The organism is Cellulomonas algicola (genome assembly GCF_003851725.1).
Lineage (GTDB): Bacteria > Actinomycetota > Actinomycetes > Actinomycetales > Cellulomonadaceae > Cellulomonas > Cellulomonas algicola.
The window spans coordinates 1-14551 of the sequence record NZ_BHYL01000117.1 but is presented as its reverse complement, the minus strand read 5'-3'; the positions used below and the strand labels follow the sequence as shown (position 1 = coordinate 14551).

Below are 14551 nucleotides of genomic sequence, written 5' to 3'. Positions count from 1 at the left end.
GCCGAGCGCCCGCTGGAGCTTCGACGCCGCACGCGGAGCACCGCCCGCCTCCGCCAGTGCCGTCCCGGCCGCCGCGAGCAGCGCGTCGTCGCCCGCGGCGAGCTCGACCTCCCACTCGCGCCACCGCGTGAGCCCGCCGGCGTCGGCGGCGGCGCTCGTGCCGCTGTCGCCCGGTGCGCCCGCGTCCGGTGCGTGCGGTGCGCGCGCCTCGACGACGTCGTCCGCGACCTCCGCGAGCACCGTGCCGTCCTCGCCGAGCAGCAGCGAGGTCGTGCGCGTCGTGACAAGCTCGACGACCGGGACGGGGTCGGTGTCGCGCAGCCGTGACCGGACCAGCGCGACGAGCTCGTCGGGCGGGGTGGCGGGCGCGACGTCCGCGCGGTGCTCCGCGCGGCGGCGCCCGTCCGGACCGTCGCCGGCGAGCGGCACCTTGAGGTGCCAGCCCTCGTCGTGCCCGCCGGTGCGGCGCCGCAGCGACACGCCGGCCCGTGCGAGGTCGAGGCGCGGGGAGTCCCAGTAGGTCGCGACGAGGCGCTGCGGCTCCCGACGGTCGACGCGCGCGACGCCCGGCAGCCCGCCCAGCCCGGGCAGCGGGGTGTCGGGAGCGACCTCGAACGCGGTCTCGACCTCGTCGTGCGCCATGCGTCGAGCCTCGCACCCGCCTCCCGGCACCGCCCGGCGAGCCCGGGGTGGGCGGACCGGCGCGCCGACGGACCGCGGCAGCCCCCGCGTCAGCCGACCGTCGACCACGTCCGCAGCACGCCGGACCGCCACGACGCGAGGAGGACCACGCCGACCGCCCCCAGGACCACCACGGCGAGCACGAGGTCGCGCCGGTCGAGCGGCACCGGACGCGCCACGGTCCGCGGCCCGGCACCGAGGCCGCGCTGCTCGAGGGCGATCGCGAGCCGCTCGCCCTGCCGGAGCGACACGACGAGGACCGTGAACGCGGCGCGCGCCAGCGAGGCGGGGTCCGACGGCAGCCGTGCCCCGGGCCGCCGTGCGGGCTCGCGCACGGCCTGCGCGCGGCGCACCGTCTCCCACCGCTCGGGCAGCTGCTCGAGGACGCGGTAGCCCGCGAGCACCGCGAACGTCGCCCGCGGCCCGAGCCGTGCGTGCTGGTGCAGGCTCGTCATGAGGCGCCCCGCGTCGGTCGTGAGCGTGAAGGCCACGGACAGCAGCCCGACGAGCAGCGTGCGCAGCGCGAGCGCGCCGCCGACCGTCAGACCGGTCGTCGTCACCTCGAGCCCCCCGACGTGCGCGAGCACGGCGCCCGGCCGCGTGACCGCGTTGACGGCGAGCAGCGACAGCGCGAACGGCGTGAAGAGCGCGAGCGCGCGCAGCACGGTCCGCGCGCCGAGTCGGCCCGCGAGCGTCGCCGCGGGGAGCGCGAGGACGAGCAGGACCGCCGGGGTCCAGGGGTCGACCGGCACGAGCAGCACCAGTGCGACGGCGAACGACACCGCGAGCTTGACGGTCGGGTTCCGCCGGTGCAGCACCGAGTCGTGCGGGAGCGCGCGGCCGAGCCCGGGCCCGTTCACGGCGCACCGGCCGGGTGTCGCGACGGCGTGCCCCCCACGGCCCCGGCGAGGACGGCCCGCCGCCCCTCCGGGCGTCGGGACGCCTCCGCACCCGTCGCTGTCCTGACGGCCGACCGCAGCGCGCCGAGCACGGCCCGGACCGGCCGACCCGTGGCGACGGCTGCGGCGACGACGGGCGGCAGGACGAGCCCGGTCGCGCCGAGCAGGCGGACGTCGGCGAGCACGTCGTCCGTCGCGCCGCGACCGGCGACGTGACCCGCACGCAGGACGACGACGTCGTCGGCGAGCTCGGCGACGAGGCGCAGGTCGTGCGTCACCACGACGACGCCACGTCCCTCGTCGGCGAGCGCGCGCAGGGCGTCGCCGCAGGCCAGCGACGTGCGCCGGTCCTGGCCGAAGGTCGGCTCGTCCGCGAGCAGCACGTCGTGCCCGCACACCGCCGAGGCGGCGAGCGACAGTCGCCGCTGCTGGCCCCCCGACAGCCGGAACGGGTCGTGGTCGGCGAGGCCGTCGAGCGCGTACCGGCCGAGCGCGGCCGCGACGAGCGCGTCGACGTCGGTGCGCCGTGCGCGACGGGGTCCCCACGCGACCTCGTCGCGCACCGTGCGCGCGAGCAGCTGGTGCTCGGGCCGCTGGAAGACCGACCCGACGGTCCCGCCGCGCACGCCGCCCGCCGCCGGGAGCAGCCCGGCGAGGGCGAGCAGCAGCGTGCTCTTGCCCGACCCGTTGGGGCCGACGACCGCGGTGACACGGCCCGCCCGCACGTCGAGGTCGACGCCGTGCAGGACGTCGCGCCCGTCACGGCGCACGCGCAGGTCGCGCGCCCGCAGCACGACGTGCGCCGCCGGTGCCCCCAGAGGTGCGGCGACGGCCGTCCGCCGGACGTCGCGCCCGGCGAGCTCGTCGAGCGACCCGACCCCCGCCGCACGCAGCTCGGCACGCAGCGGGAGCGCGAGCCCGAGGCCGGCGAGGTGGGACGCCTGCTCGACGAGGACGCCCGCGGTCGGGCCGTCCGCCGCCACGCGCCCGCCCGCGTCGAGGACCACGGTCCGCCCCGGCAGGACGCCCAGCTCGTCGAGGCGGTGCTCGACGAGCACGCTCGCGCGGTACGGCGTCCGGGCCGCCGCGACCGCCGCCGCGACACCGCGGGCCGCCGCCGGGTCGAGCAGCGCGGTCGGCTCGTCGAGCAGCAGCACGTCCGGCGCGGTGACGAGCGTCGCGGCGAGCCCGACGCGCTGCCCCTCGCCGCCCGACAGCTCCGCGGTGCGCCGGTCGACGAGGTGCGCGGCACCGACCGCACGGAGCGCGGCCTCGACCCGGGGCGGGATCTGCGCGGCCGGGACCGCACGGTTCTCGAGCCCGAACGCGACCTCGTCGCGGACGGTCGGCAGCACCAGCTGGTCGGCCGGGTCCTGCGTGAGGTAGCCGGTCGACGGCGGGACCTGCTCCGCGGGCAGGTGGACGCCCGCGACCTCGACCGCGCCGGACACGTCGGCGTCGACCACGCGCGGCACGACACCGGCGAGCACGCGCAGCAGCGTGCTCTTGCCGCCGCCCGAGCCGCCGAGCAGCAGCACGTGCTCGCCCGGGCGGACCTCGAGGTCGACACCGTCGAGGACCGCGCGCGGTGCGCCGGGATAGCGGACGGTGAGCCCGCGCGCCCGGATCACCGCGCGCCGGTCCGCTCGTCGACCTGGACCTCCACGTCGTCGGGTCCGGCCGGCTCGACCGACGCCTCCGACGGGCCCGTCGCGGTCCGGCCGCGTCGTGCGCGGCCGAGCGCCGTGTTGTCGAGCACCCCGGTCCGCGCGAGCGCGTCGCCGATCACACGCGCGAGCAGCCCGCACAGCACGAGCCCGCTCACGACCTGCAGCCCGAGCCGCCACGCGAACCAGTCCTGCCCGAGCCACCCGAACCGCACGACGCCGAGCGCGGTGCTCGCGAGCCCCGCGAGGACCCCGGACAGCGCGAAGACGCCCCACCCGTAGCGGCGGTACCGGGTGAGCGCGAAGGCCGCCTCGGCACCCGCGCCCTGCACGAGCCCGACGACGAGCAGCGTCGGTCCGACGGGCGACGCGAGGAACGCCACCTCGACGAACGCGGCGACCAGCTCGACGACGATCCCGACCCCGGGCTTGCGCACGACGTAGACCGCGAGCGGGGCCGCGACCATCCACCCGCCGATGAGCACGTGCTGGGCGAGGTCGCCGAAGGGTCCCATCGCGAGCTGGAGCGCGCCCCACGCCTGCACCAGCGCCCAGTAGAGGAACCCGAAGACGACGGCGAGGACGGCCAGCAGGACGAGCTCGGCGAGCGTGACGCGCGCGCGGGCGGCGCTCATCGGTCGACCCCGGCCGCGTCGCCCGCCGCCTCGCCCGCCCACGACGGCGAGTGCAGCGTGATCGTGACGTGCGCGACGACGTGCCGCACGTGCCGGGCGGCGGCGAGCCACGCGTCGGCGACGGCCCCGAGGACGTCGGCGAGGTCCCCGTCGAGCCGGGTGACGAAGTGCGACGCGGACACGGCGGCACGGGCACGTGCGACCGCGATCGCCTGCTCGATCGCCCGCATGTGGTCGCCGGGGTGCCCGGGCGTGCCGTCGTCGAGCGGGTAGAGCGCCCAGTGCGCCGCGGCTCGCAGGCCCGTGGGCGGCAGGTCGGGCGGTGCGACGGCCGACAGCACGACGTCGTCGGGCAGCGCGCACGCGACCTCGCCCGGGCAGCCGCGGGACAGCTGGACGTGCGCGGCGACGTGCGTGCCGTCCCGGCCCGCGGCGGCGAGCACGTCGTGGACGTAGCGGACGACGTCGTGCTCGGTGCCGCGCACGAGCGTCGACACGTCGTCGGTGGTCACGGTGACGCGGTCGCGGTCGGCGTGCGCGAGCGCGTCGAGGATCACGCGCACGGCGTCGTCGGACGCGGGGTGCAGGGAGAAGCGGGCGCCGACGCCGAGCTCGGCGGCGGTCGCGGCCGCGCGTCGGTCGGGTGCGGTGACGGGGGTGCTCATGGTGGTCCTCCGGTGCGGTGGCGGACCCCCGGCGAGCAGCACGAGGCCGCGCGACGGCGCACGACCGACGACCGTCCGGGTGGCGCGACGAGGCGTCGCGTCGAGCCCGACGGACGCCGGTCGCCGACGCGGCCGTCGGCGACGAGTGCCCTGCTCCCTACGCTGGTGCGAACCAGGTCAGGTTCCACGGGTCTGCGGGTGGGACGTGGTGTCCGGCCGCACTCTCAGCGCTCCTGCGCTCCCCGGGGGCTTCTGTCGCCGCCGACCGTAGCGCTCCCCCCGGGCCGGCCGGAAGCCCGGTCCGCCCGCTGGTCGCCGCGCGGTCGGGCGGTCCGCCGACGGCCGCGTCGGCCCCTCCACCACCGCTCCCCGAGCACGCCCCCGAGGGGCGGGCGCACGAGCCGCCCCCGTACAGTGGGGCGCCGACCGTCGAGGGAGGACCGTGCCGATCCGACAGCCGCGCCAGCCGTTCCGCCGGCAGACCCGTCAGCCCGTCCGCCACCGGACCGCCGCGCTCGTCGCCGCTGCCGCGTGCCTCGGGCTCGGTGCCTGCACGGCCGACGACGGCCGACCCGACCCCACGACGAGCGCGAGCGTCAGCCCGTCGCCGTCGGCGTCCCCGGTCGCCGCGGAGGCGCTCCAGCCGACGGCGCCCGCGACGGTGCTGCCCGCGGCGTCGGCGGAGACGGCCGCGCTCGAGGTGGTCCGGACGCTCGTCGCGAGCGCCCCCGTCGTCGTCCTGGCGGACGCCGCCGACCCGACCGCGCAGGGGGCCGCGATCCAGCAGGGTGCGCGGCTCGGGGTGCCGGTCCTGCTCGGCGGTCCCGGCGTGCCGCCCGACGTCCTGGCGGCCGAGCTCGAGCGGCTCGGCACGCGCTGGGCCGTGACGGTCGGGGCGACCGCACCCGTCCCCGACGACGTCACGGTCGTCGTCGCGGACGCGTCACCCACGCCCACGCCCGCGACGACGCCCTCGTCCGACTCGGCCCCGACGACCGCCGCGAGCCCGTCGGCGTCGCACGGCACACGCGCGAGCGCGTCGCCGAGCGGGACGGGCGCGGGGGCGTTGCCGCGGACCGCGCCGCCGGCTCCCGTGGAGTCGACGGTCCTGCTCACGGGCGTGACAGGCGCGCTGCCGGTCGCGGTCGCGAACGCCGCGGTCATGGGCGTCGAGGCCGTCGACGTGCCCGGCGGCGACCCGCGCGCGCTCGCGGGCACGGTCCAGGCGTTCGCGCAGCGCCGGCCGGCGCACGTCGTCGCGCTGGGCGACGGGTTCGGTGCACCGGACCGCCTCGCGGCACGCGTCGCGACGGCCTCGACGGGCGTCGAGCTGCCGGGCGGCGGCCAGCTCGTGTTCCCGGCGGTGCCGGGGCAGCCCGGCAAGCGGTACGTCGCGCTGTACGGGACGCCCGGGACGGCCGCGCTCGGGGTGCTCGGCGAGCAGGACGTGCCCGCGACGGTCGCGCGTGCGCAGGGCCAGGCGGACGCGTACCGCCCGCTGACGGGCGACACGGTGGTGCCGGCGGTCGAGGTCATCGCGACGATCGCGTCGGCGGGGCCCGGTCCGGACGGCAACTACTCGCAGGAACGGTCGGTCGACGAGCTGCGCCCGCTGGTCGAGGCCGCGGGTGCGGCGGGTCAGCTCGTGATCCTCGACCTGCAGCCGGGGCGGACGGACTTCGTCACGCAGGCGCAGCGCTACACCGACCTGCTCGCGCTGCCGTACGTGGGACTCGCGCTCGACCCGGAGTGGCGGCTCGCGCCCGACCAGGTGCACCTGCGCCAGATCGGGTCGGTCGGGATCGACGAGGTCAACGCGGTCAGCGCGTGGCTCGCGGGCCTGACCCGGGAGCGCGCGCTCCCGCAGAAGATGCTCGTGCTGCACCAGTTCTCCCTGCTCATGATCAGCGGCCGTGAGGGGCTGGACACGACGCACGACGAGCTCGCCACGGTCATCCACGTCGACGGGCAGGGCTCGCAGCCCGCGAAGGCCGGCACGTGGGCGACGCTCCGTGCCGGTGCGCCCACGGTGCACTGGGGCTGGAAGAACTTCGTCGACGAGGACAAGCCGATGCTCGACCCGGCGCAGACCTACGGCGTGCAGCCGGTGCCGGACCTCGTCACGTACCAGTGACGTCGCGCGCCGGGTCGGCGACCGGCGCGGTCGCGGCGAGGTGGCGGTCGAGGCCGCGCTCGCCGAGGCGCATGACGCGGGCGTGCGACGCCGTGAAGACGCGCCCCAGCAGGGGAGCGGTCGCGTTCATCCACGCGCGCGTCGTGCGCACGTCCCACACGACGCCGATCCGCGTGCGGTCGGGTGCGAGCGCCTCGAGCACGACGTCGCCGTGCCCCTCGAGGTCGCCCGACGCGCGTACGAGCACGCGGCGCTGCGGCTGCGCGGACTCGACGACCAGCCCGACCCGCAGCGCGTAGCCGAGCGGCGTCCGGAACAGCAGCGTCGCGGAGCTCCCGACGAGCCCGTCGACGGGCCGCACGTCGCGCGTGCGCAGGTGCGGCCACCACACGGGCCACGTGAGGGCGGGGTCGGCGAGCACGTCCCAGCACCGCGCGAGCGGGGCGCCCACGCGCCAGTCGGACGTCAGGACGTAGCCGCGACGACGCACCCGGCCGAGTCTAGGCTCGGACGCGATGAGCACCGCACCCGACGAGACGCCGGACGGCACGGGTGCGCGCAGCTCGTGGTGGCGTGGCCTGCGCCGCCCGTCCCCGCGCACGTGGCGGCGGGTCGCGGTCGCCGCGGCCGGGGCGCTCGTCGCGCTCGTGGTGGGGGTCACGACCGCGTCCGTCGAGCTGAGCCTCGGCCCGCACGAGGCGCGCTACGAGGTGACGACCGACGACACGGTGACGATCGACCTGGGACCCGTCGGGACTCTGCAGATCGACTCGCCGCTGCCCCTCACGCTGGGCGTGCGCGTCACGGTGCAGGAGATCCCGGCGGCGGTCACCGAGCTCGACCAGGCGACGACGCTGCAGGCGCTCAACGGCGACCTGCGCAGCTACCTCGCGTTCTTCTCGGCCCCGCAGGCGGCGCTCGAGGACGTCGCGCGGGCGCTCGTCGCGGACGCGCTCGGTCGGGCGGCGCTCACGTTCGCGCTGCTCACAGCCCTGTGGTGGCTCGGTCGATGGATGCTCGGACCTGCGCGTCGAGGTGAGCTCGTCGCCGCGCTGCGCCCGCACCGGCGCGCGATCGCGGGCGGTGCGGTGGCCGTCGTGGTGGCGGGCACGGTCCTCACGGCGAGCGTCGGCGAGCGGGACCAGCCCGACGCGTCGCGACCCGCGTCGGCGGTCTTCGACGACACCCCGCTGGAGGGCGCGCGCGTGACGGGCCGCCTGGGCGGTGTCATCGACACCTACGGCGGGTACGTCGTCGACGCCTACCGCGAGAACCAGGCGTTCTACGCGCGCGCCGGCACGGCCCTCGACGCGGCGTGGGACGCGACGCAGCCGGTGATCGACGCCCAGGAGGCGCGCGACCCGCTCACCGCGAGCCCGACGTCCTCCGCGGACACGGACGACGACGAGCCCGAACCCGTCGTCCTCGTCGTCGTCTCGGACCTGCACTGCAACGTCGGGATGGCGCCCCTCATCGCGACCGTCGTCGAGCGGTCCGGTGCGGACGTCCTGCTCGACGCGGGCGACACCACGATGAACGGGACCGGCGTCGAGCAGTACTGCGTGACGACGTTCGCGCGCGCCGTCCCGGACGGCGTCGAGCTCGTCACGTCGCCCGGCAACCACGACTCGGCGGAGACGTCGGCGGTGTACGCGCGCAGCGGTGCGCGCGTGCTCGACGGGTCGGTCGTCGAGGTCGACGGCGTGCGCATCCTCGGCGACCACGACCCCGCGCAGACGCGCATCGGCTCGGGCACGTCCGCGACCGACGAGTCGCCGCAGGACATGGCGGAACGGCTCGCGCAGACCGCGTGCGACGACGAGGACGGCGTGGACCTGCTGCTCATCCACACGCCGCGCGTCGGCACGCCGGCGCTGACCGACGGGTGCGTCCCGGCGCAGGTCTCGGGGCACCTGCACAAGCGTGTCGGCCCGGCCGTGGTGGGGGAGGGCGTGCAGTACGTGAGCTCGAGCACCGCGGGCGCGACGCTCGGGCAGCCGACGGTCGGACCGCTCAACGGGACGGCCGAGATGACCGTGCTGCGCTGGGACCCGGACCGGCGCCGGATCGTCGACTACCGGCTCGTGCAGGTGCGCCCCGACGCGTCGGCGTCCGTCAGCCCGTGGCTGCAGTGGCCCGTCCCGGCGCCGACGCCGTCGCCCCGCGGAGGGACGAATCACCCTTCTCCGATGTGACCGGCGTCACTTAGGGTGGGGGCACGCGAGTGGGGCCATGGTCGTGGCACACCGCCTCCCCTCGCACCAGCCCAACGTGCGCTGAGGGGGGAAGGCGTGGGAGGACAGGTTGACCGTGCGCCGGCGCGGACCCGGGGCCGTCGGGCGGCGGCCGTCGTCGCGGTCGTGCTCGCGGTCGTCGCGTCGGTGCTGGTGGGCGCGGTGCCCGCCGGTGCCGCGTCGGGTCAGGACCGGTTGCTCGCGGGGGAGGCCCTCGACCCGGGGCAGGGGCTCGTGTCGGCCGACGGGACGCAGACGCTCGTCGTCCAGCCCGACGGCGACCTGGGCCTCTACGACGCCGAGGGCGTACCCCGCTGGACGGCCGGCACCGCGACACCCGGGGCGCGCCTCACCGTGACCCCCGAGGGCGACGTCGTGCTGGTCGGGCCCGACGGCTCGACGGTGTGGAGCACCGGCACGGCGGGGACCGCCGGGTCCGCGTTCGTCGTGCGGGACGACGGCGACGTCGTCGTCGAGGCGCCCGACGGCTCGGTCGCGTGGGAGTCCGGCACGGCCGTGCTGCCGTCGATCCTGCCGCCCGGTGGCGAGCTCCACCCGGGGGACGCCCTGACGTCGCCCGACGGCCGGCACACGCTCCAGGTGCTCGACGACGGCGACGTCGTGCTGCTCGGACCGGACGCGTCGACCCGGTGGTCCGCCGGCACGCACGAGCCGGGCTCGTCGCTCGTCCTGCGCGAGGACGGCAACCTCGTCGTGACCGACACCGACGGCCGGCGTCCGTGGCGGACCCGGACCGCCGGGCACCCGGGCGCGACGCTCGTCGTCCAGGACGACGGCGACGTCGTGCTCTGGGACCCGGACGGCACGCCGCTGTGGTCGTCGCAGACCGCGATCGGGCCGTCGCAGCTCGCCGCGGGCGCCCCCCTGGCCACCGGGCAGGAGCTCGGGTCGTCGGACGGGCGGCTGCGGCTGCGGCTCGACGAGGCCACGCTCGCGCTCAGCTACGACGGCCGCCCGGTATGGTCCGCGCCCGCGGCGACCGACCCGGGGGCGAGGCTCGTCGTCCAGGACGACGGGAACCTCGTGCTGTCCGCCGCGGACGGCACCCTGCTGTGGTCGACGGGCACGAGCGGCGGCCCGGGGTCGTCGGTGCGGCTCGAGGACGGCGCGGTGCTGCTGCTCGCGGCGACGGGTCAGGAGCTGTGGCGCGTCGACGTGCCCGCCGAGCTGCTCGTCCGGCGCGCCGAGCTCGCGACCGACTGCACCGCCGTCGACGCACCCGTCCCGCAGTCGGACACGGTCGTGACGTCCACCGGCGTCCGGGTGCACCCGTGCCTCGCCGCCGCGGTCGACGAGCTCATGCTCGCCGCGCGCGCCGAGGGGATCGACCTGCACGCGTGGGGCTGGCGCAGCGGCGAGCAGCAGATCGCGCTGCGTGCGCAGAACTGCAGCGCCTCGGGCGTCTGCTACCCGCCGACCGCGCCGCCCGGGACGTCACGGCACGAGCGCGGGCTCGCGCTCGACTTCACGGTGGGCGGGGGCGTCGTCCAGCACGGCACGGACGCGTACCGGTGGCTCGTCGACCACGCGCCCGCGTACGGGCTGAAGAACCTGCCGAGCGAGGCGTGGCACTGGAGCGTCGACGGGTGGTGACGGCACGGGCGCGCCCGGCGCGCGCCCTACGCTGGTCGCCGTGAGCAGCCAGCCGACGCCCCCGTTGACCGCGGTGACGCAGGACTACCTCAAGGTGGTGTGGTCGGCGCAGGAGTGGTCGACGCAGCCCGTCACGACCAAGATGCTCGCCGCGCGCCTCGGCGTGGGCGCCTCGACGGTGTCGGAGACGGTGCGCCGCCTCGCCGACGCGGGCTACCTCACGCACCAGCCCTACGGGGCCGTCGAGCTCACCGCCGAGGGCCGCCGGCACGCGCTCGCGATGGTGCGCCGCCACCGCCTGGTCGAGACGTTCCTGGTCGAGGTGCTCGGCTACGGCTGGGACGAGGTGCACGACGAGGCCGAGGTGCTCGAGCACGCGGTCTCGGACCTGTTCGTCGAGCGGATCGACGCGCAGCTGGGCCACCCCCGGCGCGACCCGCACGGCGACCCGATCCCGGGCCCCGACGGCTCGCTCGAGACGCTCGAGGCGCGCGTGCTGTGGGAGGCGGAGCCCGGCCGGTGGGCCGTCGCGCGCATCTCCGACGCCGACCCCGAGCTGCTGCGCTACGTCGAGTCGGTCGGGCTCGTGCTCGACGCGCCGGTCGAGGTCGTCGAGCGGCGCACGGTCGCCGGGGTCGTGTCGGTGCGCGCGGGCGAGGGGCCCGACGCGGGCGGCGTCGACCTGGGCGAGGTCGCGGCACGCGCGATCTGGCTGGTGCCGCAGGGCTGACGAGCGCCGGCAGGTGCGCAGCCACCGAGGACGGGCGCTGCGCGGGGGCCGCCGGCGCGACGCACCCGACGTGCGCCGCAGCCCTGCGGAGCGGCCGGTGACGTAGGCTCGTGCCACATCCCGGAGCTGACGACGGTGTGACTCCGCCCCTGTGTCGAATCGATTCGTTCGGAGGACCGCCGTGGTTCTGACCCCTGCGCGCACCCGTCTCGCGCTGCTCGCGCTCGCGCTCGGGGGCTTCGGCATCGGCACGACCGAGTTCGCGACGATGGGCCTGCTCCCCGAGATCGCCGCCGACCTGGGCGTCTCGATCCCGACCGCGGGCCACGCGATCACCGCGTACGCGCTCGGCGTCGTCGTCGGCGCGCCCGTCCTCGCGGCCCTCGGCGCCCGCGCGGACCGGCGCCGCCTCCTCCTGGTCCTCATGGTCGCGTTCACCGTCGGCAACGTGCTGTCGGCGTTCGCGCCGACGGCCGAGACGCTCGTCCTCGCCCGGTTCGTCGCCGGCCTCCCGCACGGCGCGTTCTTCGGCGTCGGTGCCGTGATGGGCACCGCGGTCGTCGGCCCGGAGCGCCGCGGACGCGCGGTCGCCGCGATGATGACCGGGCTCACCGTCGCGTGCGCCGTCGGCGTCCCGCTCAGCGCCGTCGTCGGCACAGCGGTCGGCTGGCGCTGGGCGTTCGTCGGCGTCGGCGTCATCGGGCTGGCCACCCTGGCCGCGCTCCGGGCGTGGACGCCCACACTGCCGCCGCTGCCGGGCGCGACCGTCCGCACCGAGCTCGCGGCGCTGCGCAACTCCCGGCTCTGGGTCGCGTTCGGCGCGGGCGCGATCGGGTTCGGCGGCATGTTCGCCGTCTACTCCTACGTCAAGCCGCTGCTCACCGAGGTGACCGGCCTCGACGTCGCCGTCGTGCCCCTCGTGCTCGCGCTCTACGGCGTCGGCATGACCGCCGGGACGCTCGTCGGCGGCCGGCTCGCCGACCGGTCCGTGCTCGGGACCGTCGTGGGCGGCATGGTCGCGACCATCGTCGTGCTCGTCGCGATCGCACTCGTCGGCCCGTACCCCGTGCCCGCCGTCGCCGCGATCGTCCTGCTCGGCGTGACGTCGCAGGTGCTGGGGCTGTCCCTGCAGACGCGGCTCATGGACGTGTCGCCCGCGGCGCCGTCGCTCGGCGCGGCCCTCTGCCACTCCGCGCTCAACCTCGGCAACGCGGCGGGGGCCTTCTTCGGCGGTCTCGTCATCGCGGCCGGTCTCGGCTACCTTGCGCCCGCCTGGGTCGGCGCCGGGCTCACCGCGCTCGGCCTCCTCGTCGTCCTGACGGTCGGGCGGTCCGCGCCGCCGGCCGCCGTCGGTGCAGTCCCGGGCGGCTCAGCGACGGCGACGACGGGTGCCGAAGAGCGTGCGCGTGATCTCACGCCCGAGCTGAGTGCCCGCTGACCGCAGGAACGAGTCCAGCGGGTCCGACGACGACCGCGAGGACCGGCGGGCCGCCGGACGCTCCCGGGCGGCCTCCCGCTCGCGTCGCGCCAACTCCTTCTCCGCGGCGGCCCGCTCCTTCTCCGCGGCGGCCTGCTCCTTCTCCGCCTCGGCCCGGTCGCGAGCCGCCTCCCGGTCCGCCTCGGCGCGTTCGAGCCGGGCCGTGAGCAGCTCAGCGGCCGACTCGCGGTCGACCGTCGCGCCGTAGCGCGCCGTGGCCGGGGACGCGGCGACCAGCTGTGCCACCGTCGCCTCGGGAGCCGCGTCCATCGACGCGCGCGGCGCGAGCAGCCGCGTCCACGCGACCGGCGTCGGGGCGCCGCGCTCGCCGAGCACCGTGACCACCGCCTCGCCCGTCGCGAGGTCCTGCAGGACGCGCTCGAGGTCGTAGGTCGAGGTCGGGTAGGTGCGCGCCGCCGCGCGCAGCGCCTTCGCGTCGTCCGGGGTGAACGCCCGCAGCGCGTGCTGCACGCGGCTGCCGAGCTGCCCCAGCACGTCGGGCGGCACGTCCTTGGGGCTCTGCGTGACGAAGACGATGCCCACGCCCTTCGACCGGATCAGCCGGACCGTCCGCACGACCTGCGCGAGGAAGTCGTCGGAGGCGTCGGCGAAGAGCAGGTGGGCCTCGTCGAAGAAGAACACCAGCCGCGGCTTCTCGGGGTCGCCGACCTCGGGCAGCACCTCGAACAGCTCGGCCAGCAGCCACATGAGGAACGTCGAGAACAGCGCCGGCCGGTCCTGCACGCCGGGCAGCTCGAGCGCCGACACCACGCCGCGCCCGTCCGCGGCCGTCCGCAGCAGGTCCTCCACCTCGAACGCCGGCTCGCCGAAGAACGCGTCGGCGCCCTGACCCTGCAGCGCCACGATCTCGCGGAGGATCACGCCTGCCGTCGCCTTCGACAGCCCGCCGATCCCCGCGAGCTCCGCCTTCCCGTCGTCGGACGTCAGCCACTGCAGGGCTGCCCGCAGGTCCGCCAGGTCGAGCAGCGCGAGACCCTGCTGGTCCGCCCAGTGGAAGACGAGCCCCAGGCTCGACTCCTGCGTCGCGTTGAGGCCGAGCACCTTGGCCAGCAGCAGCGGCCCGAAGTCCGTGACCGTCGTGCGGACCGGGACGCCCTGACCCACGCCGCCGAGCGCGTAGAGCTCGACGGGGAACGACGCGGGCGACCAGTCCTGCCCCAGCGCGCGCGTCCGCTCCGTCAGCCGGTTCGACGCCGCACCCGCGACCACGAGGCCCGTCAGGTCGCCCTTCACGTCCGCGACGAACGTCGGCACGCCTGCCGACGACAGCTGCTCCGCCATCAGCTGGAGCGTGCGCGTCTTGCCCGTGCCCGTCGCGCCCGCGACGAGCGCGTGCCGGTTGAGCAGCCCGAGCGGCACCCCCACCCGCGCCGACGGCACCGGGGTGCCGTCCTCGACGAGCACGCCGAGGTCGAGCGTCGGGCCCGCGAACGTGTACCCCTCGCGCACGGTCCGGACGCGTTCCGGCTCGGTCGCCTCCTCGCCGCCGGCCTCCACCCCGCCCGTGTCCGGGCCGGTCCCGTCCGACGCCGGTCGCGCCGACGCGCGCGCGTCCGCAGCGGCGGCAGCGGCGGGCGTCGCAGCGTCGGCCGGGGGAGTGACGGCTGGGGGAGCGTCGGTCGCAGGAGCGACGCTCGCGGCAGCGTCGGGTGGCACGGCAGTCGTCGGCGCTCCGCCCGATCCGGCCGCTGCGCGCAACGCCGCGACCTCGGCCGCCCGCGCCTCCGCCTCCGCGCGTGCCGCGGCGGCCTCGAGCCGCACCGCCTCCGCGGCGGCTCTCGCCGCCTCCGCCTC

General features: G+C 77.1%; 12 protein-coding genes and 1 riboswitch. Of the genes, 5 read left to right on the top strand and 7 right to left on the bottom strand.

Features of this window, described 5'->3' with window-relative positions; all coding sequences use genetic code 11:
- The 5 genes from CTKZ_RS08765 to CTKZ_RS08745 all read right to left on the bottom strand — a co-directional run.
- On the bottom strand, positions 1 to 642 hold a 642-nt coding region (locus tag CTKZ_RS08765), incomplete at its 3' end, for a CYTH domain-containing protein (protein ID WP_124342592.1).
- Positions 643 to 731: 89 nt separating this feature from the next.
- The gene (locus CTKZ_RS08760) at positions 732 to 1541 is read right to left on the bottom strand and encodes an energy-coupling factor transporter transmembrane component T family protein (RefSeq protein ID WP_124342591.1); all 810 of its coding nucleotides are present in this window, start codon (positions 1539 to 1541) and stop codon (positions 732 to 734) included.
- Positions 1538 to 3211, bottom strand: coding sequence for an ABC transporter ATP-binding protein (locus CTKZ_RS08755; RefSeq protein WP_124342590.1), 1674 nt, complete (start codon positions 3209 to 3211; stop codon positions 1538 to 1540). Before CTKZ_RS08755 ends, CTKZ_RS08760 begins: the two co-directional genes overlap by 4 nt.
- Complete coding sequence (locus CTKZ_RS08750) at positions 3208 to 3882, bottom strand: ECF transporter S component (protein WP_124342589.1); 675 nt, start codon at positions 3880 to 3882, stop codon at positions 3208 to 3210. The genes CTKZ_RS08755 and CTKZ_RS08750 overlap by 4 nt, the downstream gene beginning before the upstream one ends.
- Complete coding sequence (locus tag CTKZ_RS08745; RefSeq protein ID WP_124342588.1) at positions 3879 to 4547, bottom strand: YkoF family thiamine/hydroxymethylpyrimidine-binding protein; 669 nt, start codon at positions 4545 to 4547, stop codon at positions 3879 to 3881. Before CTKZ_RS08745 ends, CTKZ_RS08750 begins: the two co-directional genes overlap by 4 nt.
- 135 nt (positions 4548 to 4682) lie before the next feature.
- A riboswitch (TPP riboswitch) is annotated at positions 4683 to 4802 on the bottom strand.
- Positions 4803 to 4989: 187 nt separating this feature from the next.
- Between CTKZ_RS08745 and CTKZ_RS08740 the strand changes: the two genes are divergently transcribed.
- Positions 4990 to 6681 (top strand): hypothetical protein, encoded by a 1692-nt coding sequence (locus CTKZ_RS08740; RefSeq protein WP_200829683.1) that lies wholly within the window; start codon positions 4990 to 4992, stop codon positions 6679 to 6681.
- Here CTKZ_RS08740 and CTKZ_RS08735 read toward each other — a convergent pair.
- Positions 6668 to 7171, bottom strand: a complete 504-nt coding sequence (locus tag CTKZ_RS08735) for an SRPBCC family protein (RefSeq protein ID WP_200829682.1) — start codon at positions 7169 to 7171, stop codon at positions 6668 to 6670. The genes CTKZ_RS08740 and CTKZ_RS08735 overlap by 14 nt on opposite strands.
- Positions 7172 to 7196: 25 nt before the next feature.
- On the opposite strand from CTKZ_RS08735, the gene CTKZ_RS08730 reads away from it, so the two are divergent.
- From CTKZ_RS08730 to CTKZ_RS08715, 4 genes are all read left to right on the top strand, one after another.
- Entirely contained in the window at positions 7197 to 8876 is a 1680-nt protein-coding gene (locus CTKZ_RS08730) for a metallophosphoesterase family protein (protein ID WP_124342586.1), read from the top strand.
- A gap of 96 nt (positions 8877 to 8972) precedes the next feature.
- A complete protein-coding gene (locus tag CTKZ_RS08725; RefSeq protein ID WP_160142858.1) occupies positions 8973 to 10529 on the top strand; it encodes a D-alanyl-D-alanine carboxypeptidase family protein in 1557 nt (518 codons plus the stop codon).
- Positions 10530 to 10569: 40 nt separating this feature from the next.
- Positions 10570 to 11259, top strand: coding sequence for a metal-dependent transcriptional regulator (locus CTKZ_RS08720; protein ID WP_124342584.1), 690 nt, complete (start codon positions 10570 to 10572; stop codon positions 11257 to 11259).
- Between the two features lie 181 nt (positions 11260 to 11440).
- Positions 11441 to 12697, top strand: a complete 1257-nt coding sequence (locus CTKZ_RS08715) for an MFS transporter (protein WP_124342583.1) — start codon at positions 11441 to 11443, stop codon at positions 12695 to 12697.
- Here the strand turns inward: CTKZ_RS08715 and CTKZ_RS08710 are convergent.
- The coding region (locus CTKZ_RS08710; protein WP_235843408.1) for a helicase HerA-like domain-containing protein at positions 12629 to 14551 on the bottom strand (1923 nt) is incomplete at its 5' end. The two genes, CTKZ_RS08715 and CTKZ_RS08710, sit on opposite strands and share 69 nt — an antisense overlap.